The sequence below is a fragment of the Thalassococcus profundi genome, assembly GCF_003344785.1.
In the GTDB taxonomy this organism is placed as follows: domain Bacteria; phylum Pseudomonadota; class Alphaproteobacteria; order Rhodobacterales; family Rhodobacteraceae; genus Puniceibacterium; species Puniceibacterium profundi.
Genome location: NZ_QPMK01000005.1, coordinates 247,744 through 270,114 on the forward strand (window position 1 = coordinate 247,744; position 22,371 = coordinate 270,114).

Annotated in this window: 24 protein-coding genes; 18 read left to right on the plus strand and 6 right to left on the minus strand. The window is 67.3% G+C overall.

Annotated elements, in window-relative coordinates; genetic code table 11:
- Window positions 1-66 precede the first annotated feature (66 nt).
- The 17 genes from DU478_RS09460 to DU478_RS09540 all read left to right on the plus strand — a co-directional run bounded on the left by DU478_RS09460 (window position 67) and on the right by DU478_RS09540 (window position 16,151).
- Window positions 67-1,056: a phosphoadenosine phosphosulfate reductase gene (locus DU478_RS09460; protein WP_114510707.1), complete on the plus strand. Its 990-nt coding sequence runs from the start codon at window positions 67-69 to the stop codon at window positions 1,054-1,056.
- A gap of 50 nt (window positions 1,057-1,106) precedes the next feature.
- Window positions 1,107-2,147, plus strand: coding sequence for a dihydroorotase (pyrC, locus tag DU478_RS09465; protein ID WP_114510708.1), 1,041 nt, complete (start codon window positions 1,107-1,109; stop codon window positions 2,145-2,147).
- Between the two features lie 78 nt (window positions 2,148-2,225).
- Window positions 2,226-2,903, plus strand: coding sequence for an orotate phosphoribosyltransferase (locus DU478_RS09470; protein ID WP_114510709.1), 678 nt, complete (start codon window positions 2,226-2,228; stop codon window positions 2,901-2,903).
- 249 nt (window positions 2,904-3,152) lie between these two features.
- The gene (locus DU478_RS09475; protein WP_114510710.1) at window positions 3,153-4,652 is read left to right on the plus strand and encodes a replicative DNA helicase; all 1,500 of its coding nucleotides are present in this window, start codon (window positions 3,153-3,155) and stop codon (window positions 4,650-4,652) included.
- Window positions 4,653-4,761: 109 nt separating this feature from the next.
- A complete protein-coding gene (alr, locus tag DU478_RS09480; RefSeq protein ID WP_114510711.1) occupies window positions 4,762-5,799 on the plus strand; it encodes an alanine racemase in 1,038 nt (345 codons plus the stop codon).
- Between the two features lie 29 nt (window positions 5,800-5,828).
- A complete protein-coding gene (locus DU478_RS09485) occupies window positions 5,829-6,218 on the plus strand; it encodes a hypothetical protein (protein ID WP_114510712.1) in 390 nt (129 codons plus the stop codon).
- 28 nt (window positions 6,219-6,246) lie between these two features.
- Entirely contained in the window at window positions 6,247-6,714 is a 468-nt protein-coding gene (locus tag DU478_RS09490) for a paraquat-inducible protein A (RefSeq protein ID WP_114510713.1), read from the plus strand.
- Between the two features lie 110 nt (window positions 6,715-6,824).
- Window positions 6,825-7,646, plus strand: coding sequence for a DNA repair protein (locus DU478_RS09495; protein ID WP_114510714.1), 822 nt, complete (start codon window positions 6,825-6,827; stop codon window positions 7,644-7,646).
- A 133-nt stretch (window positions 7,647-7,779) separates the two neighbouring features.
- Window positions 7,780-9,147 (plus strand): DNA repair protein RadA, encoded by a 1,368-nt coding sequence (gene radA, locus DU478_RS09500; protein WP_114510715.1) that lies wholly within the window; start codon window positions 7,780-7,782, stop codon window positions 9,145-9,147.
- Window positions 9,148-9,174: 27 nt separating this feature from the next.
- On the plus strand, window positions 9,175-9,747 hold the full coding sequence (locus DU478_RS09505) for a CvpA family protein (RefSeq protein WP_114510716.1): 573 nt from the start codon (window positions 9,175-9,177) through the stop codon (window positions 9,745-9,747).
- 183 nt (window positions 9,748-9,930) lie between these two features.
- Entirely contained in the window at window positions 9,931-11,391 is a 1,461-nt protein-coding gene (gene purF, locus DU478_RS09510; RefSeq protein ID WP_114510717.1) for an amidophosphoribosyltransferase, read from the plus strand.
- Between the two features lie 191 nt (window positions 11,392-11,582).
- Window positions 11,583-12,155: a DUF2199 domain-containing protein gene (locus DU478_RS09515; protein ID WP_114510718.1), complete on the plus strand. Its 573-nt coding sequence runs from the start codon at window positions 11,583-11,585 to the stop codon at window positions 12,153-12,155.
- Complete coding sequence (locus DU478_RS09520) at window positions 12,109-12,555, plus strand: pilus assembly protein PilP (protein WP_158545763.1); 447 nt, start codon at window positions 12,109-12,111, stop codon at window positions 12,553-12,555. Before DU478_RS09515 ends, DU478_RS09520 begins: the two co-directional genes overlap by 47 nt.
- A gap of 58 nt (window positions 12,556-12,613) precedes the next feature.
- Complete coding sequence (locus DU478_RS09525) at window positions 12,614-13,261, plus strand: SDR family NAD(P)-dependent oxidoreductase (protein ID WP_114510759.1); 648 nt, start codon at window positions 12,614-12,616, stop codon at window positions 13,259-13,261.
- Window positions 13,262-13,426: 165 nt separating this feature from the next.
- Entirely contained in the window at window positions 13,427-14,212 is a 786-nt protein-coding gene (gene surE / locus DU478_RS09530) for a 5'/3'-nucleotidase SurE (RefSeq protein ID WP_114510720.1), read from the plus strand.
- A complete protein-coding gene (locus tag DU478_RS09535) occupies window positions 14,209-14,853 on the plus strand; it encodes a protein-L-isoaspartate(D-aspartate) O-methyltransferase (RefSeq protein ID WP_114510721.1) in 645 nt (214 codons plus the stop codon). The genes surE and DU478_RS09535 overlap by 4 nt, the downstream gene beginning before the upstream one ends.
- A gap of 56 nt (window positions 14,854-14,909) precedes the next feature.
- A complete protein-coding gene (locus DU478_RS09540) occupies window positions 14,910-16,151 on the plus strand; it encodes a M23 family metallopeptidase (protein WP_114510722.1) in 1,242 nt (413 codons plus the stop codon).
- A gap of 152 nt (window positions 16,152-16,303) precedes the next feature.
- Here the strand turns inward: DU478_RS09540 and DU478_RS09545 are convergent, their stop codons facing one another.
- The 4 genes from DU478_RS09545 to DU478_RS09560 are packed head-to-tail and all read right to left on the minus strand — an operon-like array spanning window position 16,304 to window position 18,818.
- A complete protein-coding gene (locus DU478_RS09545) occupies window positions 16,304-17,152 on the minus strand; it encodes an ATP-binding protein (protein ID WP_114510723.1) in 849 nt (282 codons plus the stop codon).
- On the minus strand, window positions 17,149-18,120 hold the full coding sequence (gene tatC / locus DU478_RS09550) for a twin-arginine translocase subunit TatC (RefSeq protein ID WP_114510724.1): 972 nt from the start codon (window positions 18,118-18,120) through the stop codon (window positions 17,149-17,151). Before tatC ends, DU478_RS09545 begins: the two co-directional genes overlap by 4 nt.
- Window positions 18,117-18,593, minus strand: coding sequence for a Sec-independent protein translocase protein TatB (gene tatB / locus DU478_RS09555; protein ID WP_114510725.1), 477 nt, complete (start codon window positions 18,591-18,593; stop codon window positions 18,117-18,119). Before tatB ends, tatC begins: the two co-directional genes overlap by 4 nt.
- 6 nt (window positions 18,594-18,599) lie before the next feature.
- Window positions 18,600-18,818 carry a twin-arginine translocase TatA/TatE family subunit gene (locus tag DU478_RS09560; RefSeq protein WP_114510726.1) on the minus strand — a complete coding sequence of 73 codons (219 nt, stop codon included), beginning with the start codon at window positions 18,816-18,818 and terminating at the stop codon, window positions 18,600-18,602.
- Window positions 18,819-19,023: 205 nt separating this feature from the next.
- Here DU478_RS09560 and DU478_RS09565 point away from each other — a divergent pair, with 205 nt between their 5' ends.
- Window positions 19,024-19,686 carry a helix-turn-helix transcriptional regulator gene (locus DU478_RS09565; RefSeq protein ID WP_114510727.1) on the plus strand — a complete coding sequence of 221 codons (663 nt, stop codon included), beginning with the start codon at window positions 19,024-19,026 and terminating at the stop codon, window positions 19,684-19,686.
- A gap of 95 nt (window positions 19,687-19,781) precedes the next feature.
- Here the strand turns inward: DU478_RS09565 and DU478_RS09570 are convergent, their stop codons facing one another.
- Together DU478_RS09570 and DU478_RS09575 are read right to left on the minus strand one after the other, a co-directional pair.
- Window positions 19,782-20,879: an ABC transporter ATP-binding protein gene (locus DU478_RS09570; protein WP_233501179.1), complete on the minus strand. Its 1,098-nt coding sequence runs from the start codon at window positions 20,877-20,879 to the stop codon at window positions 19,782-19,784.
- 52 nt (window positions 20,880-20,931) lie between these two features.
- Window positions 20,932-22,308, minus strand: coding sequence for an SLC5/6 family protein (locus DU478_RS09575; RefSeq protein WP_114510729.1), 1,377 nt, complete (start codon window positions 22,306-22,308; stop codon window positions 20,932-20,934).
- Window positions 22,309-22,371: the final 63 nt, after the last annotated feature.

Here is a 22,371-nt window from a genome sequence, read left to right on the forward strand (position 1 = left end):
CGAGCCCCGCAGGGGGCCATCGCAAAGCGCCCCGCCGCGGGCCATTGCCATGAGGAATACGAGTGGATGTCCGACATCGACGAGACCCTGACGCTTGACCTGACGGGCCTGCGCACCGCCGACTGGCTTGCAGCCCTGTCGGAGCTTGGCCAGAGCACAGGCTTTTTCGAACAGCTGGGCAAGCGCCACGCCGCGCTGTTCATCGACGAGGGCGACACGCTGCTGGTCAGCTTCGAGTCGATCCCCGGCGTTCAGGCGCTGTCCGACGACGGCGCGCCGCTGGGCTTCGATCTCGTGCGCAGCCAGGGCTGGTCGCACCTCTGCCTCCTGTCCGACGGCGACACCTGGTTCCGCGACCAGCGCATTTACGGCTTCTTCGACCAGCTCAACGACGACGGCTTCTTCGACGATTTCGAACGGGTGATCTTCTTCGGCGCCGGGTCCTGCGGCTATGCCGCCGCCGCCTATTCCGTCGCCGCCCCCGGCGCGCGTGTGGTGGCGCTGCAACCGCAGGCCTCGCTCGACCCGCGGGTCAGCGAATGGGACGACCGCTTTGCCCGGATGCGCCGGCTCAGCTTCACCGACCGCTATGGCTATGCGCCCGACATGATCGACGCCGCCGACCGCGCCTTCATCCTCTACGACCCGCGCGAGCCGCTCGACGCCATGCATTCGGCGCTCTTCACCCGGCGCAATGTGACCCGGTTCCGCCTGCCCTCCATGGGCGGCGCCCTGCAAGGCGACCTGATCGAACTCGACCTGCTGACGCCGATCATCGTGGCCGCCGCCGACGGCACGCTCGACACCGCACGGTTTGCCGCGATGATGCGCGTCCGGCGGCAATACGCGCCATACCTGCGCAAGCTGCTGGCACGGCTCGAAGCCCACGACCGGCCGGGCCTCGCAGAGATGCTCTGCCGCAACGTGACCTCGCGGATGCATGCGCCGCGCTTCCAGCGCAAGCTCGAAGGTCTGCGCGCCGCACGCAAGGCGGCCCAAGGCAACGCCGATCCGGAGCCCGCCCCCGAGCCGGAGCCGCCAGCCGGCGACGCCTGACGCGCAAAGCCTCTGGCGCTTTGCGTCAAGCCCATGCTAACCGCTCGGGCATGACCCAGAGCCTCACCCTCCGCCGCCCCGACGACTGGCACCTGCATTTGCGCGACGGCGCCATGCTGCGCGCCGTGGCCCCCGAATCCGCCCGCCACTTCGCCCGCGCCATCGTCATGCCGAACCTCGTGCCGCCGGTGGTGACAGGCGACCAGGCCGCCGCCTACCGCGACCGCATCCTGGCGGCCCTGCCCGAAGGCGCGGACTTCACCCCGCTGATGACGCTCTATCTCACCGAAGACACCGACCCCGACGACCTCACCGCCGCCCACGCCAGCGGGCTGGTGACGGCGGTCAAGCTCTACCCGGCGGGGGCCACCACCAACTCCGCCTCGGGCGTGCGCGATTTCGACAAGGTCCGCCCGGTGCTCGAGAAAATGGCCGAGATCGGCTGCCCGCTTTGCGTGCACGGAGAGGTCACCGATGCGGAGATCGACATCTTCGACCGCGAGGCGGTGTTCATCGACCGCGTGCTCGACCCGATCCGCCGCACGACGCCCGGCCTGCGGGTGGTGATGGAGCATATCACCACGAAGGACGGCGCCGACTATGCCCGCGACGGCGGTGCGGACCTGGGCGCCACGATCACCACGCATCACCTGGTGATCAACCGCAACCACATTCTCGCGGGCGGCATCAAGCCGCATTATTACTGCCTGCCCGTCGCCAAGCGCGAAACCCACCGACAGGCCCTCGTCGCCGCCGTCACCTCGGGCGACCCGAGCTTTTTCCTCGGCACCGACAGCGCGCCGCACACCGATGCCAACAAGCTCTTGCCCTGCGGCTGCGCCGGCTGCTTCACCGCGCCCAACACCCTGTCGATCCTGGCCGAGGTGTTCGAGCGCGAAGCCGCCCTCGACCGGCTCGAAGCCTTCGCCAGCCTCAACGGCCCCGCCTTCTACCGCCTGCCGGTCAACGATACCCGGATCACCCTGACACGCGGCGATCCGGTGCAGTACCCGCCGCAGCTCGAGACTGACGACGGCCCCGTCACGCTTTTCGACCCCGGTTTCCCGCTGCATTGGGCGGTCGAGCCCTGACAGCTTCATCTTGCCCATAAACTCCCGCCGGAGGCTCCGACCGCAGCCGCAGGCGTCACGCCCGAACACGAGGTTCCCATGATCCCCACCGCCGCCCCGACCAACGAAGAGATGGCCCGCCTCACCGCCCGGATGCTGCTGGAGATCAAGGCCGTGCATTTCATGGAGGCCGAGCCCTTCGTCTTCGCCTCCGGCCTGCCCTCGCCGGTCTATATCGACTGCCGCAAGCTGATTTCCTTTCCGCGCATCCGCAGCACGCTGATGGATTTCCTCACCGCCAAGGTGCTGCGCGACGCCGGCTTCGAGGCCTTCGACAACATCGCGGGCGGCGAGACCGCGGGCATCCCCTTCGCGGCCCTCGTGGCAGAGCGCATGGCGCTGCCGATGACCTACGTGCGCAAGAAACCCAAGGGTTACGGCCGCAACGCCAGGATCGAAGGCGCCATGACCGAGGGCCAGCGCGTTCTGCTGGTCGAGGACCTGACGACCGACGGCGGCAGCAAGCTCAGCTTCGTCGACGCCATCCGCGACACCGGCGCCACCTGCGCCCATACGGCGGTCATCTTCTATTACGGCATCTTCCCCGAGACCATCAAAACGCTGGGCGATCACGGCGTGTCCCTGCACCACCTCTGCACCTGGTGGGACGTGCTGGCCGAGGCCAAATCGCAAGGCACATTCGCGCCCGGAACCCTGGCCGAAGTCGAAGCTTTCCTGACCGATCCGCATAAGTGGCGGGAGCTTAACAAGAAATAAATTTTCCTCCCCAGAGCGGCGCAATGACGCCAAATCGACTCAAGCCCCACCACCGCATCTAGTGGACAAAGGCCCACTCTATACCCTATGCTGACAGTCCAGACGCAAACGGACGCCAGCCCGAAGTTTTCCCGGCGGATATCCACAGGACTGTCCTCTCTAGGGAATCGCCGGGCCTTTCGCTAGAACGTCCGAACGCCAAGCAGCCGGAAACCGGCGCGCGCCAATCAGCAGTCACAGGGGCAGGACATGAACGAGATCACCGCATTCAATCCCACCGGACACGCCGCCAATGCCGAGGTCCAGTCGCCCGACAGCATGCCGCATTCCATCGAGGCCGAGCAGCAGCTTCTGGGTGCGATCCTGACCAACAACGACGTCTACGACCGCGTCGCCAGCATCATCGGTGCGCAGCATTTCTACGACCCGGTCCACGCCCGGATCTACGAGATCGCCGCCGCCCGCATCGCCAAGAACAACCTCGCCAGCCCGGTGACGCTCAAGGCCTTCATGGAGGATGACGAAGGGCTCAAGGAACTGGGTGGCCCGGCCTATCTGGTCCGTCTTGCCGGTGCCGCGGTCAGCTCCTTCGCGGTGCGCGACTACGCGCAGATGATCTACGATCTGGCGATCCGCCGCGATCTGATCGCGCTGGGGCGCGATATCTCGGCCAAGGCCTCCAAGGTCGACGTCAAAAGCGAACCGAAAGAGCAGATCGTCGAGGCCGAACAGGCGCTCTACAAGCTCGCCGAACAGGGCCAGTCGGAATCCGGTTTCCAGAGCTTCCTGCGCGCCGTGACCGATGCGGTCAACGTCGCCAATGCCGCCTACCAGCGCGAAGGCGGGCTGGCGGGCGTCTCGACCGGTCTCACCGACATGGACAAGAAGCTGGGCGGCCTGCACAAGTCCGACCTTTTGATCCTCGCCGGCCGGCCGTCGATGGGCAAGACCTCGCTGGCGACCAACATCGCCTTCAACGTCGCCAAGGCCTACAAGCGCGGCAAACGCCCGGACGGCACCGAAGGCGCCATCGACGGCGGCGTCGTGGGCTTCTTCAGCCTCGAGATGAGCGCCGAGCAGCTGGCGGGCCGGATCCTCGCCGAAGCGTCTGAGATCTCCAGCCACAAGATCCGCCAGGGCGACATGGAAGAGGAGGAATTCCGCCGCTTCGTCCAAGCGGCGAAAGACCTCGAGGCCTGCCCGCTCTACATCGACGACACCGCGGCGCTGCCGATCAGCCAGGTCGCCGCCCGCGCCCGTCGGCTCAAGCGCACGCACGGTCTGGACCTGCTGATCGTCGATTACCTGCAACTGCTGCGCGGCACCGCCGACAATCGCGTGCAGGAGATCGGCGAGATTTCCATGGGTCTCAAGGCCATCGCCAAGGAGCTCGACATCCCCGTGGTCGCCCTGTCGCAGCTCAGCCGCCAGGTGGAAAGCCGCGAGGACAAGCGCCCGCAACTGTCGGACCTGCGCGAATCCGGGTCGATCGAACAGGATGCCGACGTGGTCATGTTCGTCTTCCGCGAGGAATACTACGTCGAGCGCGAAAAGCCGTCGGAAGAGAAGCTCGACGAGATGGTCGCCTGGCAGGAGCGCATGGCCCGGCTGCACGGCAAGGCCGAGGTCATCATCGGAAAGCAGCGCCACGGTCCCATCGGCACGGTCGAGCTGAGCTTCGAGTCGCAGTTCACCCGTTTCGGCAACCTGGTGAAACCCTGGCAGCAGGGCGACGCAGGCAGCTTCTGAGCGCCGGCGCACGGGTCGGGACCGGCGCGGCCGATCCGCAGCGAAGGCCGTTGCGGCACCGTTCCCATTTCCACCTTGACGCCCGCGCATGATCGGGCAAACAGGCGTCATGGCCCAAGCGATCCTCACCGTCGACCTGTCCGCCCTGCGCCGCAACTGGCGCGCGCTTGCCGCGGCGTCGGAGGCTGAAACCGGCGCGGTGGTCAAGGCTGACGGATACGGGCTTGGCGTGGCCCGGGTCGCGACGGCTCTGGCCGAGGAAGGCGCGCGGCGTTTCTTCGTGGCCATCGCCGAAGAGGGCGCCGCCCTGCGCAAGATCCTGGGCCCCGGCCCGGAAATCTGCGTCTTTTCCGGCCACATGGCGGGCGATGCCAAGCTGATCCGCGCGGCCAACCTCACCCCGATGATCAATTCCATCGACCAGATGCTGCGGCACGTCGAAAGCCTGCCGGGCCAGAGCTTCGGCATACAGCTCGACAGCGGCATGAACCGGCTGGGGATGGAGCCCGCGGAATGGAGCGCCCTGCGCGACATCGCGCTGGCACAAAAGCCGGCGCTGGTGATGAGCCACCTCGCCTGCGCGGATGAGCCTGATCATCCGATGAACGCGCACCAGCTGGCGCAATTCCGCGACATGACCGACGGCATCGACGCACCGCGCGGATTGGCGGCGACCGGCGGCATCCTGCTGGGGCCGGAGTATCACTTCGACGTCACCCGCCCCGGCATCGGCCTCTACGGCGGACAGCCCTTCGGCGACGCGGCGCCGGTGGCCTACCTCGACATCCCTGTGATCCAGGTCCGCGACGTGATCCCCGGCGAATCCGTCGGCTACGGCAACACCTGGGTGGCGCGCCAGCCGACCCGCGTCGCCACCATCGCGGCGGGGTATGCCGATGGCATTTTGCGCGGCATGGGGCCCAAGGCCTGGCTCTACACCGGCGATCAGCGCTGTAAGGTGCTGGGGCGCATTTCCATGGACCTGATCGGCGTCGACGTGACACATGTCAAACAGGCGCCGGAGCGCCTGACCCTGCTTGGCGCGCAGCAGGGCATCGACGACCTGGCCGACGCGGCGGGCAGCATCGGATACGAGATCCTGACCTCGCTGGGCGCGCGTTACGACCGGCGCTACACGGACGACTGACCTCTGACTCCTGCCCCGAAGGCCGCCTCATGAGCCCCCTGCTCGACCCCTCGCCCCTCCTGCTGGCCTTCCTGTTCGCCAAGAAGTTCGTCTTTGGCGAGGCGATCCTGCTGCTCGCGCTGCTGCGCGTGGTCCTGTCCCACGGCCTGTCGCGGATGGCAGCGGCGCTGGCGGCGCTCTGTGCCGCGGCGATCACCGTGACCGTCTTTGCGCCCGCGCTCGGGGTGTCGGGGGCCGCGTGGTACCCCGCCGCCGCCAGAGCGGTGTCGTTCAACGGCGGCATGGCCGCGCTGGTTTTGCTTTCGGCGCTGTTCTGGCTGAGCGCCGCCCTGCCCGGACGCCGGGCGCGGTGGATCGACACGGTGCACGGGCTGCTGCTGCTGGGCTTGCTTGGCCTCTGGATCGTGGCCATGTTCTGAACGCGCTTTCGCGCGTGGAAAGGTCCCGATGCGCTGGCTCAACCTCTCGTTGCTAATCCTCTACCCGCTGGCCTGGAGCGCGCCGCTGCTGCGCGCGGGGCTGTTGCCGCTCTTCGACCTGACCGAGATCTCGGTGCTGACCGGGCTGCAATCGCTCTGGGCCAGCGACGTGTTCCTGGCGCTGGTGGTCACGGTCTTTGCGCTCTTCGCGCCCTATCTCAAGACCATCGGGCTGGCGCTTTACGATTTCGGCCTGCTCAGCCCGCGCGCCCTGCCGGTGCTGCATCTTCTGGGCAAGCTCGCGATGGCCGACGTGTTCCTGATCGCGCTCTACATCACCCTTGCCAAGGGCATCGGCCTCGGCCGGATCGAAACGGCCTGGGGTCTTTATCTCTTCACCGCCTGCATCCTCGCCTCGCTTTTTCTGAGCCTCGCGGCGAGCCGCCGTCCACACGTTTCCACATCGGAAACAGTCAAGATTGACCACACGGATTGATCCCGTCTCCGCATAAACGTCGACGAAGGTTAATTTTTTCTTAGGTGCTGACCCGAGACCGGCATAAAATTGCCGAGTCTGCACATAGAATGTGACTTTTTGGGGGCGTTATGGGTCAGAGTGTCGTTTCGTCGTTTTTGCTGCTGCGCGATCTTCTGCAGCGCCTGGCCTGTTTGGCCATCCTCGCCCTCAGCCTGTCGCTGATCGCCTATACGGCGGCCTGTGCGCTTGGCCATGCGCCCTGGTTGTCGCTCGACTTGCGCTTCGGCGACTACATCTTGCCGCAGGCCGGAATGGTCACGCAAGTTGTGCTGACCGCGCTGGTGACCTCGCTCTGCTTCTTCCTGCCGACAAACGCCCGAATCATGGCGCTGGAAACTTCGCATCGCCGGTTTCACATCGGCATGCAGGACGTGGCGCGGGCCTATGCGGTGGCCCATGCCGCCGACCGCAGCGGCGTCTTCACCCTGTCGTCCGAATTCGATTCGATCCGCGAGCGCATTGCCTTCCTGCGCGACCACCCGGACCTTGCCGAACTCGAATCGTCGGTGCTGGAAGTGGCCGCGCAGATGAGCCACCTGAGCCGCGAGTTGGGCCAGGTCTATTCCGACCGCAACGTCGCCCGCGCCCGCGATTTCCTGATCCAGCGCCAGCAGGAGATCGAGGATTTCAACACCCGGCTCGACCACGCCAAATCCGTCGCCACGGAGATGCGCAACTGGCTCAACCGGGTGGAGATGGACGAAGCCGTGGCCGAGGCGCAGCTCGCCCGCCTTTGCGACGAGCTGACCGAGATCCTGCCCGAACTGGGCGAGGCCGCCGAGCCCGAGACCCCGCCGGAGCCGGTGGTCGCCGAAGACAGCTGGGAAGACGAGGTACAGCAGGACGACGGCCGCATCGTGGCCCTGCTGGCCCGCCGCGCGGCGGAGTGATCCGCATACGCGCAGCTTCATCTTGCCGATAAACTCCCGCCGGAGGCTCCGGCGGCGCACCCCGCCTGCACGTTGCACGCGGAGCACAGTTACCGCCTCTTGCCGCTTCCCTCCCAGTACGCCACAAGGCGGCATGGCCAAATCTTCCTCGACCTTCGTGTGCAACGCCTGCGGCAACACCACCTCCAAGTGGTCCGGCCGCTGCGAGGCCTGCGGCGCATGGAACACCATAACCGAAGAGGCGCCGCTGACGTCCGGCCCGGCGAAAAAGACGTTGGGCGGCAGTCGCGGCCGGGCCACACCGCTCACCGACCTGTCCAGTTCCGAAGCGCCGCCGCCGCGCACCTCCTCGGGCCTGTCGGAACTGGACCGCGTGCTGGGCGGCGGTCTGGTGCCGTCCTCGGCGATCCTCGTGGGCGGCGATCCGGGCATCGGCAAATCCACCCTGCTCCTGCAGGCCGCGGCGCTCTTTGCCCGCGCCGGGTTGGGCGTGATCTACGCCAGCGGCGAAGAGGCTTCGGCACAGGTGCGGATGCGCGCGCAGCGGCTGGGGCTGGCGGATGCGCCGGTGAAGCTCGCGGCGGAAACCAACCTGCGCGACATCCTCACCACGCTGGAGCAGGAACGCCCGGCGCTGGCGATCATCGATTCGATCCAGACCATGTGGGCCGACAACGTCGAAAGCGCGCCCGGATCGGTGAGCCAGGTCCGCGCCGCCGCGCATGAGCTGACGAATTTCGCCAAGCGCCGCGGCATGGCAGTGATCATGGTCGGCCATGTCACCAAGGACGGCCAGATCGCCGGGCCGCGCGTGATCGAGCACATGGTCGACACGGTGCTCTATTTCGAGGGCGAACGCGGTCACCAGTTCCGCATCCTGCGCGCGGTCAAGAACCGCTTCGGCCCCGCCGACGAGATCGGCGTCTTCGAGATGACCGGCGGCGGCCTGTCCGAGGTCACCAATCCCTCGGCGCTGTTTCTCAGCGAGCGCGGCCAGCCGTCGCCCGGATCGGTCGTCTTCTCGGGCATCGAGGGCACACGCCCCGTGCTGTGCGAATTCCAGGCGCTGGTCGCCCCCACGCCGCACAGCCAGCCCCGGCGCACGGTCGTGGGCTGGGACGGCGGGCGCCTCGCGATGATCCTTGCGGTGCTCGAGGCGCGCTGCGGCATCCCTTTCGCCGGGCTCGACGTCTACCTCAACGTCGCCGGCGGCATGAAGATCAGCGAACCGGCGGCCGATCTGGCTGTGGCGGCTGCGCTACTTTCCGCCCGCGAAGACGTGGCCCTGCCCCCCGAGACTGTCGTTTTCGGAGAAATCAGCCTATCAGGTGCCCTGCGCCCGGTCAGCCAGACCGAATTGAGGTTGAAAGAGGCGCAGAAACTTGGTTTCTCCAGCGCGATTGCGCCCGCGGGCGGCAAGACCGGGGAATCCGGTGGCATGACGCTCAACCAGATGGGCGACCTGACCGCCTTTGTCGGTGACGTGTTTGGTGCGGGCTGAGCGCACCCAAAGGAACAGAGGGACCTGATGGAAGGTTTTACCGCAGTCGATGGCGTCGTCGCCGTCATCATCGTGCTTTCGGCGCTTCTGGCCTATTCACGCGGGCTTGTCCGCGAAGCCATGGCCATCGCCGGCTGGGTCGCCGCGGCGTTCCTCGCGTTCATCTTCGCCCCGCAGGTGCAGCCGCTGGTCAAGGAATTGCCCGTCATCGGCGATTTCCTTTCGGACAGCTGCGAGCTCAGCATCATCGCCGCCTTTGCCGCGGTCTTCGCGCTGGCGCTGGTGATCGTGTCGCTGTTCACGCCGCTCTTTTCCTCGCTCGTGCAACGCTCTGCGCTCGGCGGCCTCGACCAGGCGCTTGGGTTCCTCTTCGGCGTGGCGCGCGGCGTGCTGCTCGTCGCCATCGCCTTCTTCGTCTACCAGACGGTGATCACCGCGCAGGACATCCCGATGATCAACGACAGCCGGTCGGCGGCGGTCTTCACGCGCTTCACCGACCGGATCGAAGAGCAGAACCCCGAAGCGGCGCTGGGCTGGATCACCACCCAGTACGAGGAACTCGTGGGCGTCTGCGCGGTGCCGGGCGCCAACGACGCCTGATCGGCGGGGACGCGCAACCCAGCCCGATCGCGCGCCGAAATGCCGTGCGTCCGAGTGCCGTTGCGGCAGATTTGTTGCGGTGCGGCACTTGTATCATGATCGTTTCGTGACACATGAGCTTGGACACCCTATGACGGGCCCATACCCGCGCCACGGATTCGGAGCTGCTCCTTGGATCTCGAAATGCCCCCCGCCCATCCCTTCGACGACGACAAGCTGCGCGAAGAGTGCGGCATCTTCGGCGTCGTCGGCGTCACCGATGCCGCCAACTTCGTCGCCCTTGGCCTGCACGCGCTTCAGCACCGCGGCCAGGAGGCCGGCGGGATCGTCAGCCACGAGGCCGGACAGGGCTTCAACTCTGCCCGCCGCTTCGGCTATGTCCGCGACAACTTCACCTCGCAGTCGCTGATGCAAACTCTGCCCGGGCCGCTGGCCATCGGGCATGTGCGCTATTCCACCGCCGGATCGAAAGGCCCGACGCAGATCCGTGACGTGCAGCCGTTCTTCGGAGAGTTCTCCATGGGCGGCGCGGCCATCGCGCATAACGGCAACATCACCAATGCCGACGCGCTGCGGCGCGAACTGATCGAACGCGGGTCGATCTTCCAGTCCTCCTCGGATAGCGAATGCATTATCCACCTGATGGCGCGATCCCTGCAACGCGACATTCCCAGCCGCATGGAAGACGCGCTGCGCCGGGTCGAAGGCGCCTTCTCGGTCATCGCCATGACCCGCACCAAGCTCATCGGCGTGCGCGACCCGCTGGGCGTGCGCCCGCTGGTGCTGGGCAAGATCGGCGACGGCTGGGTGCTGAGTTCCGAGACCTGCGCGCTCGACATCATCGGCGCCGATTACGTGCGCGAGATCGAACCGGGCGAGATGGTCGTCATCACCGCCGAGAAGGGTGTCGAATCCGTGCGCCCCTTCCGCCCGCAGAAATCGCGCTTCTGCATCTTCGAACATGTCTATTTCAGCCGCCCCGATTCGATCATCGGCGGCCGGTCGGTCTACGAGACCCGCCGCCAGATCGGCGTGGAGCTCGCACGCGAGGCGCCGGTCGAGGCCGACCTCGTCTGCCCGGTGCCCGACAGCGGCACGCCGGCCGCCATCGGCTTTGCGCATGAGTCCGGCATTCCCTACGGCATGGGCATCGTGCGCAACCAGTACATGGGCCGGACCTTCATCGAACCGACCGAGCAGATCCGCAACATGGGCGTACGCCTGAAGCTGAACGTCAACCGCGCGCTGATCGAGGGCAAGCGGGTGGTGCTGGTGGACGATTCGGTGGTGCGCGGCACCACCAGCCGCAAGATCAAGGAGATGATCCTCGACGCCGGCGCGGCGGAGGTGCATTTCCGCATCGCCAGCCCGCCGACCGCGTGGCCGTGCTTCTACGGTGTCGACACGCCGCAGCGGGAAAAGCTGCTGGCCGCGACCATGTCCGAAGAGGAAATGCGCGATCACCTGCAGGTGGACAGCTTGCGGTTCGTCACGCTCGACGGCCTCTACCGCGCCGTGGGCGAGGCGCAGGGCCGCAACCCGGACCAGCCGCAATATTGCGACGCGTGTTTCTCAGGCGAGTACCCGGTGGAACCCGCCGACCAGATCGAGAAGGGCTTCAAGCTCAAGACCGCCGCGGAGTGATGTGACCTTTCGGGGGCGTCGCCTTGCGATCCTGTGACGGCGCGACTGCTTTGGCCCGTGCCAGCCCTTCCCGTGACCGACGCGCAGGGGCGCTCCAGGGCCTTCGGAAAGCACCCCAACGCCATGTTCGCCCGGTTGTCAGCGCGGCCTCGGGCACATAGGTCCGCTGGCATGACCAAACGGACCTGCCCATGAACCTCCTGGACCTGGACGCCCGCTGGCGGCGCTTCAACGACCCCGACCGCGCCTGCCCCTGCTGCGGGATGCGCTTCAGCGGCCTTTTCGACATCGGCTTCGACGAACCCGACGCCTGGCCCTACGGCAGCCTGCGCGACAGTGACGCAGAGGAGCTGGCGGTGGGCGAGGACAAGCTGGGCAGCGATCTCTGCCGCCTGGGCGAAGACCGGTTTATCCGCTGCGTCCTGCCCCTGCCCCTGCGTGGCAGCGACGAGACCTTCTATTTCGGCGCCTGGGCGCAGGTCGATCCGGCGGATTTCTACGCCTATCTCGACGCGAGCCCGGGCGACGGCCCGGCCTTCGCAGGCTGCCCCGGCTGGCTCGCAAACGCCCTGCCCGGCTTCGATGTGCCCGAAGCGTTGCCCTGCGACCTCCGGCCCGGCGGCGACGGCGAGTGCCCGCGGCTATATGCACATGGCGACACGCCGCTGGTCACGGCACAGGCCGAAGGAATCTCCTTCGACACGCTGCTCGACATCTATGCGGCCTCGGGGCAGGACATTCGGCCGCACCTGGCGCAGGACTGAGCGGAGCGTCGCGCGGCCGTCCGCAAGACTCTGCCGATCCTCCCCGCGGATCGCCTCCGCCCCCTTCAACTATGCCGCAGCGCAGCATAGGTCGCCGTCTGACACGAGACCAACGAGTTCGGACGAGACGACCATGGCACAGAATCAAGACACCACACCAACTCCTGCCGAAGTCGCGCAGAACGCCACCCAGACCACCGATGCCAACCTGCGATCTCTGGTGCTTCTGGGCACCTTCGGACCCGAGGGCGACCTGACCGCGCTGCTGCGCCTGACCAACGGCACCACGGCGCGGGTGCGCACCGGCGACCGTATCGGCGGCGACCGGATCGTCGCGGTGGACGACGGCCGGCTGGCGCTGGCCGAGAACGGCCGGATGCACTGGATCGAGATGCCCTGACCGACGGGCGCGGGGCTGCCGTGTTGACAAGCCCTGCGGCTTGGGATTTGACGCGGGCATGACGCAAAAGATCGCCCTCATCACCGGTGCCTCGCGCGGCTTAGGCTATGCCCTGGCCGAAGCGCTGTCGGCGGATCACCACATCGTCGCCGTCGCCCGCACGGTGGGCGCGCTGGAAGAGCTCGACGACGCCATCCAGGCGCGCGGCGGACAGGCGACGCTGGCGCCCATGGACATCACGAAGGCCGACGCCATGGCGCAGCTTTGCCGGTCGATCTACGACCGCTGGGGCGGGATCGCGCTCTGGGCGCATACGGCGGTGCACGCGGCACCGCTGACCCCGGCCAACCACATGGCACTGAAGGATTGGGAAAAATCCGTCGCGATCAACCTCTCGGCGATGGGGCACCTCGTGCCCTATATCGCCCCGCTGCTGGGCGAAGAGGGTGACGCGCTGTTCTTCGAAGACCCGCGCGGCGGCGAGAAGTTCTTCGGTCATTACGGCACCACCAAGGCCGCGCAGATCGCCCTTGCGCGCAGCTGGCAGGCCGAGACCGCGCGCATCGGCCCCCGGGTGCATATCCTGACCCCCCGCCCCATGGCCACCGCCAGCCGCTCGCGCTTCTACCCCGGCGAGGACCGGTCGGCGCTGGCCCATCCCCACGACGAGGCCGCGCGCCTTCTGGCGGAGCTGCGCGCGGACTGAGGCGGAGGATCGAGGGGCCAGCCCCTCGAACTCCCCGAGGGTTATTGAAAACCGAAGAAGCAGGGGGCGTTTTTGCCGCTGCTGCGGACATACGTTCGGGCCGGGTCGCTTGCTCCCGGCGGCGCAAAGCCATATGCAGGCGGAAACCAGCGGACAGGCGGGATCATGCGCATTCTCATCACCAATGACGACGGGATAAACGCACAGGGCCTGCAGGTGCTGGAAGAGATCGCCACCGAACTGGCCGGCGAACAGGGAGAAGTCTGGACCGTGGCCCCGGCCTTCGAGCAGTCGGGCGTCGGGCACTGCATCAGCTATACCCACCCGATGATGGTCAGCCGTATGGCAGAGCGCCGTTATGCCACCGAGGGCAGCCCCGCGGATTGCGTGCTGGTGGGCCTGCACGACGTGATGAAGGATGCGCCGCCGGACCTTGTGCTATCGGGCGTGAACCGCGGCAACAACTCCGCCGAGAACGCGCTCTATTCCGGCACCCTGGGCGGCGCGCTCGAGGCAGCCTTACAGGGGCTGCCGGCGGTGGCGCTGTCGCAATACCTCGGGCCCGACAACATCCGCGCCGCCGATCCGTTCGAGGCCGCGCGCGTCCATGGTGCCGATGTGCTGCGCCGCATCCTGTCCCTCGGTGCAGAGGACGGCGCCGACTACCGGACCTTCTACAACGTCAATTTCCCGCCCGTGCCGGCCGCGGCGGTGAAGGGCACGCGGGCAGCACCACAGGGCCTTCGGCAGGGCACGTCCTTTGGCGTCGAGCCCACGACCTCGCCCTCGGGGCGGCGTTTCCTCTGGATCAAGGGCGGCGACCAGCGCGCCGCGACCGCGCAAGGAACGGACGCGCAGGTGAACCTCGCGGGGTACATCTCGGTCACGCCGATGCGCGCCGATCTCACCGCGCACGACGCGCTGGCCAGCCTGGAGGCGGCGCTGGGATGACGGCGGATGCGGAACGCAAGATGCAGTTCCTCTATGCGCTCCGGTCCAAGGGCGTGACCGACACGGCTGTCCTGCAGGCGATGGAGAAGATCGACCGGGCGCCCTTCATCCGCGGCTATTTCACTGAGCGCGCCTACGAGGACATGCCGCTGCCCATTGCCTGCGGCCAGACCATCTCGCAGCCCTCCGTGGTCGGGCTGATGACCCAGGCGCTGCAGGTGTCGGGCCGCGACAAGGTGCTGGAGGTCGGCACCGGGTCGGGCTACCAGGCGGCGATCCTGTCGCAGCTGGCCCGCCGGGTCTACACGGTGGACCGACACATGCGGCTGGTGCGCGAGGCGCGGCGGGTCTTCGACGCGCTCGATCTCACCAATATCACGGCCTTCACCGCCGACGGATCGCACGGGCTGCCGGACCAGGCGCCCTTCGACCGGATCCTGGTTACGGCGGCGGCCGAGGATCCGCCCGGGCCGCTCTTGGCCCAGCTCAAGATTGGCGGTATCATGGTGGTGCCCGTCGGCCAGTCGGACGCGGTGCAGAGCCTGATCCGGGTCACGCGGCACGCATCGGGGTATGAATACGACGAATTGCGCCCCGTGCGCTTTGTGCCGCTGGTCGAGGGTCTGGGCAAGGACAGCTGACCGGTGCGAATTTCAGGATCCCCCGGCCACAAGGGGGCGCGGAAGAGGATATCGAGATGACGGAGTTTCCCCGGACAGGTGCATTTCGCGGATTGCGGCCCCTTTGCGCGGCGGTGTCGCTGCTGGCGCTGGCCGCCTGCGACGGCAGCCCGCTGGATTTCGACATGCGCGGACGCATGGGCGGATCGGTCGACACCTCCCAGGCGGCGCTCAACGCCACCTCCCCGCGCCCGCAGCCGGACGACCGCGGGGTGTTGAGCTATCCCAACTACCAGGTCGCCGTGGCCCGGCGCGGAGATACGCTGGCGAGCCTCGCCGCCCGCGTCGGTCTGCCCGCCGGTGAACTCGCCACCTTCAACGGCATCCGCCCCGAGGACCCGCTGCGCGGCGGTGAAGTCATCGCCCTGCCCCGCCGGGTGTCCGAAACCACCGGCGTGATCCGCCCGGCTGCAGAGGTCGACATCACCACGCTGGCCTCGAACGCCATCGACCGCGCGCCCGCGACGCCCGGCAGCCGCAGTACCGCCGCCAGCAGCGGCGCCGGGGTCGAGCCGGTGCGCCACCAGGTCGCCCGCGGCGAGACCGCCTTCACCATCGCGCGGCTTTACAACGTCACGCCGCGGGCGCTGGCGGAGTGGAACGGCCTCGGCAGCGATTTCGCCGTGCGCGAAGGCCAGTACCTGCTGATCCCGGTCGCCAGCGCCGGCGCCAGTGCCAGCAGTTCCAGCAGTGCCGGTGCCGGCACCGCCAACGTGGAAACCGCGCGGCTGGAGCCGGCGCCCGTCGCATCGCCTGCGCCGGTGACCGCCCCGGGCGCCGGGTCACCGACACCGCAGCCGCCCTCGGCCTCGAAACCCCTCCCGGCCGAGGAAACCGTCGCTGCGGCCACGCCGCAGCCTGCCGTGCCGAAGCCCGACATCGGGCGCCAGACCGCGGCGACAACGAGCTCCGGCGCCATGAGCTACCCGGTGCAGGGCAGCATCATCCGCGAATACGCCAAGGGCCGGAACGACGGCATCGACATCGCCGCCCCTGCCGGCACGCCGGTCAAGGCCGCTGCCAGCGGCCAGGTGGCAGCGATCACCAGCAATGCCGACAAGGTGCCGATCGTGGTCATCAAGCACCCCGACAACCTGCTGACGGTCTACACGCATCTCGACGGGTTGACGGTCAAGAAGGGCGACGCGGTGAGCCGCGGCCAGAGCATCGGCAAGGTCCGCTCAGGCGATCCGGCGCGTATCCATTTCGAAGTGCGCGACGGTTTCGACAGCGTCGATCCGATGGGCTACCTGCGCTGAATTCTGGCCGCGCGATGAGCCGGTGACCGCCCGTGCCGGGCGGTACGAGAGACGCTGTCTCTCGTGCTCTCTGAGGGTTATTTTGAACCGAAGAAGGGCAGGACGTCCGGGAGGCGGGTTCCAGTTGCCCGCGCGCCGGCGGCGTTTGCAGCTCAGGCCAGAGCGACGCCCCGGCGGCCTGCCAGGTCGGTGAAATACTGCCAGGCGACGCGGCCCGAGCGCGACCCGCGGGTGGCCTGCCACTCGATCGCCTCGGCGCGCAGGGTCTCGGCGTCGATCTCGACCCCGTAGGCGTCGCAGTAGCCCCGGATCATCGCGAGGTATTCGTCCTGATTGCAGGGGTGGAACCCGAGCCAGAGGCCGAAGCGGTCCGAGAGCGACACCTTTTCCTCGGTCGCCTCGGACGGGTTGATGCCCGAGCTGCGTTCGTTCTCGATCATGTCGCGGGGCATCAGGTGGCGGCGATTCGACGTGGCGTAGAAGACCACGTTGTCGGGCCGGCCTTCGATGCCGCCGTCCAGCACCGCCTTGAGGCTCTTGTAGTGCTGGTCATCATGGCTGAACGACAGGTCGTCGCAAAAGAGCACGAACCGATGCGGAGCCGCCCGCAGAAGGTGCAGCAGGCGGCCCACCGACGGCAGGTCCTCGCGCTGCAATTCGACGATCTTGAGATCATGGCCGCGCGCCCGAACTTCGGCATGCACCGCCTTGACGATGCTGGATTTTCCCATCCCCCGTGCACCCCAGAGCAGGGCATTGTTGGCCGGCAGGCCACGGGCGAAGCGTTCGGTGTTGTCGAGCAGCGTGTCGCGGCTGCGGTCGATGCCCACCAGCAGGTCCAGCGCCACGCGGTTGACCTTGGGCACCGGTTCCAGCCGGTCGGGCGCCACGTGCCAGACGAAGGCATCGGCGGCAGAGAAATCCGGCGCCTGCAGCGGCGCCGGGGCGATCCGTTCGAGAGCTTCGGCGATGCGCGCGAGGTTGTCGGCTTCGGCACTCATCGACGCTCGTCCTCGCGGCCTTCGTCCTCGTCGAATTCGCGCATCAGGGGATCGTCCTCCTCGGCCTCGGCCTCGTCATCCTCGAACCACAGCCCTTCAGCGCGCAGCTTCTTCTCGCGCTGGCGTTCGACGTAGCGCACCAGGAAGATCGAGATTTCGTACAGCCCGTAGACCACGGTGAAGAGGATGAGCTGCGTCGTCACATCGGGTGGCGTCACCACGGCGGCCAGCACCAGGATGCCGACCATGGCGTATTTGCGCACCGCGCCCAGCCCTTCGGCGCTGACCAGACCGGCCTTGCCCATCAGCGTCAGCAGCACCGGCAACTGGAAGCAGAGGCCGAAGGCCATGATGAACTTGAGCGTGATGTCGAGGGATTCGTTGACCTTGCCGAAGAAGGTGATGCGGATGCCCTGCTCGGTCTCGGGCACCACCGCCACGCCGCCGGGCAGCACGCCCTCGGGCATCGCGTCGACCGCCTGGTTGAGCAGGTTGGCGAAGATCGAACTGACATCCGTAAAGCCCAGGAAGAATGCCATCGCCAGCGGCGTGACGATGAAATGGGCAAAGGCCGCGCCGAGGAAGAACATGAAGGGCGAGGCGATCAGGAACGGCAGAAATGCGCCCTTTTCGGACTTGTAAAGTCCCGGCGCCACAAAGCGCCACATCTGGTGCGAGATCACCGGGAATGCGAGCCCGAAGCCGAAGACCATGGAGATCCGGAACAGCGTGAAGAGGTATTCCTGCGGCGAGGTATACTGCATCGTCGGCGACGGGTCGCCCAGCTGGCGCAGGGTTTCCTCGATCGGGCCAAGCAGGAACTGCAGGATCGGCTCGGCCACAGTAAAGGCCAGCACGATGCCGATGATGAAGGCCACGACGCAGCGGATCAGCCGCGTGCGCAGCTCGGCCAGGTGTTCGATCAGCGGCGCGCTGCTGTCTTCGATCTCGTCGTCCCGGGTGGTCATGCCTTGCCGTCTCCGCCGGGCGCGTCCGGTGCGTTGGGATCGGGTTTCAGCGCCGCGTCCAGTTCATCGGCCTTGGCCAGCGCCTCCTGCGCCTCCTTGGCCTTGCGCTCGGCGGCGCGGCGGGCGGTGGCGGCCTCGATCTTCTTGGCATCGGCGGCGCGCTTGGCGCTCAGCTTGCCGGTCTCGCTTTCGGGGTCGATCTTGAGGTCGGTCATGGACTTCGCCGCATCCTTGACGCCGCTCATCGCCGAGCCCACGGGGTCGGTCGCCGACTTGAACGACTTGGCCACGTCGCGCACGCCGCTTTCGTCCGCGGCATCGTTCATGGCACGGCTGAATTCGCGCGCCATGCCCTTCGCCTTGCCGACGAAGCGCCCGACATTGCGAAAGAGCACCGGCAGGTCCTTGGGTCCGACGACGATCAAGGCAACGATGCCGATGACCAGAAGCTCGGTCCAGCCAAGATCGAACATGTGGGCTTACACCTTGTCTTTCTCAGTGTCGGGGGTCACGTCGCGGGCCTTTTCGGCCTGCTCTTCGTCCTCGAGCTCCTTGGAGCCGTCGCTGACGCCCTTCTTGAAGGCGGTGATGCCCTTGCCGACCTCGCCCATGAGCGACGAAATCTTGCCGCGGCCGAACAGCACAAGCACCACCACCGCGATCAGCAGAAGGCCGGGAAGGCCGATATTGTTGAGCATGTCTCTCTCCTCGCATGCAAGGCGCGTGCCGCGCGCCCGGCTGAAATCATCTGCGGTGTCTAACGGGTTTCGCAGGGCCGATAAAGCGGCAAAGCGGGCATTTCCGGCACCGATCACGGAGTTTTTCCGGCATAGTTTGTCAAGACCTTGTCAGGTGACAGGTTTTTGTCAGTATTGCCTGAAACCGGCCGGAGAATCAGCGGAAATGAAACGCGCCGACAGGCTCTACGCCTTGATGCAAAGACTGCGTTCGGGGGCGCTGCACCGGGCCGAGGATCTCGCCCGCGACCTCGGCGTTTCGGTGCGCACGATCTACCGCGACATGGACACGCTGGCGGCTTCGGGCGTGCCGGTCGCGGGCGAACGGGGCTTGGGCTACAGCGCCCGCGCCGCCATCACCCTGCCGCCGCTGAACCTCACCGACACCGAGCTCGAGGCGCTGCACCTTGGCCTCGCGGCCGTGGGTGCCTCGGACATGGAGGAACTGTCGGCGGCGGCCGCGGCGCTGTCGGCCAAGATCGACGCGGTGCTGCCCCAGGATACCGGCACGGCGCCCGGACGGTTCGGCTTTGCCACCTATCCCTTCGCCGAAGCCGCGCAGGGCTTCCGCCACATGCCTGCGGTCCGCGCCGCCATCCGCGCCCGGCAGAAACTGCGCCTGCGGCTGCAAGACGACGAGACACAGCATCTCGTCCGCCCGCTGCATATCGACTACTGGGGCCGCATCTGGACCTGTATCGTCTGGGACGAAGGCGCCGGCGACTTCGCCAGCTTCCGCATCGATCGCATCGCTGACCTCGCCCCCGCCCCGGGCCTCTTCGTCGACGAGCCGGGCAAAACACTTGCGGACTACAGAAAACGGTCCTGATCTTCTTCGGTTTTCAATAACCCTCGGAGAGCACGAGAGGCAGAGCCTCTCGTATCCGGCACAGCCGGATTCCCCTACCGGCACAGCTGGCTCCCCTAGCCCACCACCGGAAAGATGAAACACCGGTCACGCCGAACGGTCAGCCACATCGGCGTGCCGGGCTTGGGCAGGAAGACGTTGGGCACCGTCGCCTTGAGCACCACGTCTTCGTAGTCCATGCGGAACTCCACGAGGCTCTCGGACCCCATGAAGCGCGCGCGTTCGACCAAGCCGCGCGCAGGGGCGCCCTGCATGGGCGTGGGGTTCGGCCCGCGGCCGGCGCGGTCGAAGTCGATGCCGACGTGCTGCGGCCGGAAGACGATATCGACCCGCGCGCCGTCGGGCTGGCCCGGCGTCAGGAACTGGCCGAACGGCGTGTCCACCAGCGCCCCCTTTACCGTTCCCTGCAAGACGTTGACATCGCTGAAGAACGCCACCGCCTCGCGGTCGGCGGGCGCGTTGTAGATGTTGTAGGGCGCGCCGCGCTGCACGATCCGGCCGTCGCGCATCAGCGCGATCTCGTCGGCCATGCGCATCGCCTCTTCGGGCTCGTGCGTGACCAGCAGCACGCTGGTCCCCTCTTCCTTCAGAAGCGCCAGAGTCTCGTCGCGGATGCCGTCGCGCAGCCGGTTGTCGAGCCCCGAGAAGGGCTCGTCCATCAGCATCACCCGCGGCTTCGGCGCCAACGCGCGGGCCAGCGCCACGCGCTGCTGTTCGCCACCCGACAGCTGGTGCGGATATTCGTCGATGAAGTGCAGCAATCCCACGCGGTCCAGCAGCTCCACCACCCGCTCGCGCTGCTCATGCTTCGAGCCGGACAGGCCGAAAGCCACGTTCCGACCCACGGTCAGGTGCGGAAACAATGCGAAGTCCTGGAACATCAGCCCGATCGACCGGCGCTCGGGCGGCACCCGGAACACCGTGTCGCAGATCAGGTTGCCATCGACGAGGATCTGGCCTTCGTCCTGCAGGTCGACCCCGGCGATCATCCGCAGCGTCGTCGACTTGCCGCAGCCCGACGGTCCCAGAAGGCAGGTGACATGCCCGGGCGCGATGCTCAGGCTGACGTCGTCCACAACCCGCTTGCCGTCGAACCGGCGCACGAGATTGCGGACTTCGAGCCGTGGAGCGGTCGGTGTGGCGGTGGCGGTCACCGGGGCCTCTTGCGTATCCCGATGAAAATCATCGGATTTGAGCGCTGACGTATCAGCCCGCCGGGACCTTCGCAACCCTGCGACTGCCCACCGCGACAGCGACAAAGCCGACGACCAGCACCGCGACGCAGATCACCAGAAGCTGCTCGTATTTGTGCCCCTCGGGCAGCAGCGCCGCCGCCCAGGCCGCCCCGCGCGCGAAATAGAGCACGGCCCCGACCATCGCGGCACCGAAAGCCACGAGGTAGGCCCAAAGTGCCACCTGGCGGCCCATCACCAGACCCGCGATCAGCACCGGTGCCAGGAACATGCTGGCGGTGCCGCTAACCGCCACCGCGTCGAAAAGCGTCTGGTTGCCCCAGAGCGTCAGCGCCGTGCCAAGCACCATCACCACCACCATCGCCACCCGTCCGCCGCCCAGGGTGCGGGGGGCGAGATGCAGCTCTTCCACCGCGAGCCGCGCCGACGAGGCCAGCGCCGAGTCGAGAGTCGAGAGCGCCGAAACCAGCAGCGATACCATCAGCAGGATGAAGACCCAGGGCGGGAACATCACCGCCCAGGTGCCGATCAGCTCGCCCTGGTATTCGGCGCCCACGAGGCTTGCCTGGATGCCGAAAAAGCCGAAGGCGATGATGCAGAGCGCCGAGATCCAGAAGGCGTGCAGGAAGGACGCCCGCGTGGTGGCGGGATCGGCGAGGAACCCGCGGTCCATCATCACCGGGTCATGCGCCGGGTAGGAAAACACCTGCAACGCCGCCACCAGCAGCAGCACCCACCCGAGGTAGCCGCCCGAGGTGCCCGGCGCCGTGACCACGGCGCCCAGGTCGAAGCCGGGCATGGTCACCAGCGCGCCGAAGGCGATGACGAAGACCACGAGGAACACGCACATCTGCAGCACATCGGTGCGCAGCGCGGCACTCAGCCCGCCCCAGGCGGAATAGGCCAGACCCAGCACCGCCACGGTCAGGATCGCCGCGGTGCCGCTGCCGGGCAGGATCGCGGCAAAGATCAGCCCCACCACCAGCAGGTTGGCAAAGACCTCGGACAGGAGCCGCAGCGCGATCACCAGGTTGTAGGCGCCGGTGCCCACCGGCCCGAACTGCCCGCGCAGCCAGTCCTGCACCGACCCTGCGCCTTTCGCCCGCAGCCGCGCCACGATGAAGCCGCCGGTCAGGAAGGAGCCGTAGTAGGCCGCATAAGCCAGCGTGCCGGCGATGCCGTAGAAGTAGCCGAGGATCGCCGAGTTCATCAGCGACCGGGCAAAGATCCAGGTGGTCACCTGGCTCAGCACCAGCACCCAGAGGCCAGGTGCCCGGCCATCGGTCCCGGCGCCGCCGAAAAAGCCCTCGACGCTGGCGCGGCGCGGCGCGGCCCAGAGGCTGGCCAGCAGGACAAGGCCGAAAACGGCGATCAGGGCATAGGCGGTCATGGGCTATCTCCGGAAGCTCGTTGGTAAAATCGCTATCTGCTGAGGCTGAGCCGCGCCAGAGAT

Coding starts and splice junctions, on each gene's coding strand:
- surE (WP_114510720.1), top strand. CDS start 13,427: ATGCGCATTCTCATCACCAATGACGACGGGATAAACGCACAGGGCCTG.
- DU478_RS09565 (WP_114510727.1), top strand. CDS start 19,024: ATGAAACGCGCCGACAGGCTCTACGCCTTGATGCAAAGACTGCGTTCG.
- DU478_RS09475 (WP_114510710.1), top strand. CDS start 3,153: ATGAACGAGATCACCGCATTCAATCCCACCGGACACGCCGCCAATGCC.
- DU478_RS09540 (WP_114510722.1), top strand. CDS start 14,910: ATGACGGAGTTTCCCCGGACAGGTGCATTTCGCGGATTGCGGCCCCTT.
- tatC (WP_114510724.1), bottom strand. CDS start 18,120: ATGACCACCCGGGACGACGAGATCGAAGACAGCAGCGCGCCGCTGATC.
- DU478_RS09460 (WP_114510707.1), top strand. CDS start 67: ATGTCCGACATCGACGAGACCCTGACGCTTGACCTGACGGGCCTGCGC.
- DU478_RS09575 (WP_114510729.1), bottom strand. CDS start 22,308: ATGACCGCCTATGCCCTGATCGCCGTTTTCGGCCTTGTCCTGCTGGCC.
- DU478_RS09485 (WP_114510712.1), top strand. CDS start 5,829: ATGAGCCCCCTGCTCGACCCCTCGCCCCTCCTGCTGGCCTTCCTGTTC.
- DU478_RS09535 (WP_114510721.1), top strand. CDS start 14,209: ATGACGGCGGATGCGGAACGCAAGATGCAGTTCCTCTATGCGCTCCGG.
- DU478_RS09520 (WP_158545763.1), top strand. CDS start 12,109: ATGCGGCCTCGGGGCAGGACATTCGGCCGCACCTGGCGCAGGACTGAG.
- DU478_RS09525 (WP_114510759.1), top strand. CDS start 12,614: ATGACGCAAAAGATCGCCCTCATCACCGGTGCCTCGCGCGGCTTAGGC.
- DU478_RS09545 (WP_114510723.1), bottom strand. CDS start 17,152: ATGAGTGCCGAAGCCGACAACCTCGCGCGCATCGCCGAAGCTCTCGAA.
- radA (WP_114510715.1), top strand. CDS start 7,780: ATGGCCAAATCTTCCTCGACCTTCGTGTGCAACGCCTGCGGCAACACC.
- pyrC (WP_114510708.1), top strand. CDS start 1,107: ATGACCCAGAGCCTCACCCTCCGCCGCCCCGACGACTGGCACCTGCAT.
- purF (WP_114510717.1), top strand. CDS start 9,931: ATGCCCCCCGCCCATCCCTTCGACGACGACAAGCTGCGCGAAGAGTGC.
- DU478_RS09470 (WP_114510709.1), top strand. CDS start 2,226: ATGATCCCCACCGCCGCCCCGACCAACGAAGAGATGGCCCGCCTCACC.
- DU478_RS09490 (WP_114510713.1), top strand. CDS start 6,247: ATGCGCTGGCTCAACCTCTCGTTGCTAATCCTCTACCCGCTGGCCTGG.
- DU478_RS09505 (WP_114510716.1), top strand. CDS start 9,175: ATGGAAGGTTTTACCGCAGTCGATGGCGTCGTCGCCGTCATCATCGTG.
- DU478_RS09560 (WP_114510726.1), bottom strand. CDS start 18,818: ATGCTCAACAATATCGGCCTTCCCGGCCTTCTGCTGATCGCGGTGGTG.
- tatB (WP_114510725.1), bottom strand. CDS start 18,593: ATGTTCGATCTTGGCTGGACCGAGCTTCTGGTCATCGGCATCGTTGCC.
- alr (WP_114510711.1), top strand. CDS start 4,762: ATGGCCCAAGCGATCCTCACCGTCGACCTGTCCGCCCTGCGCCGCAAC.
- DU478_RS09495 (WP_114510714.1), top strand. CDS start 6,825: ATGGGTCAGAGTGTCGTTTCGTCGTTTTTGCTGCTGCGCGATCTTCTG.
- DU478_RS09515 (WP_114510718.1), top strand. CDS start 11,583: ATGAACCTCCTGGACCTGGACGCCCGCTGGCGGCGCTTCAACGACCCC.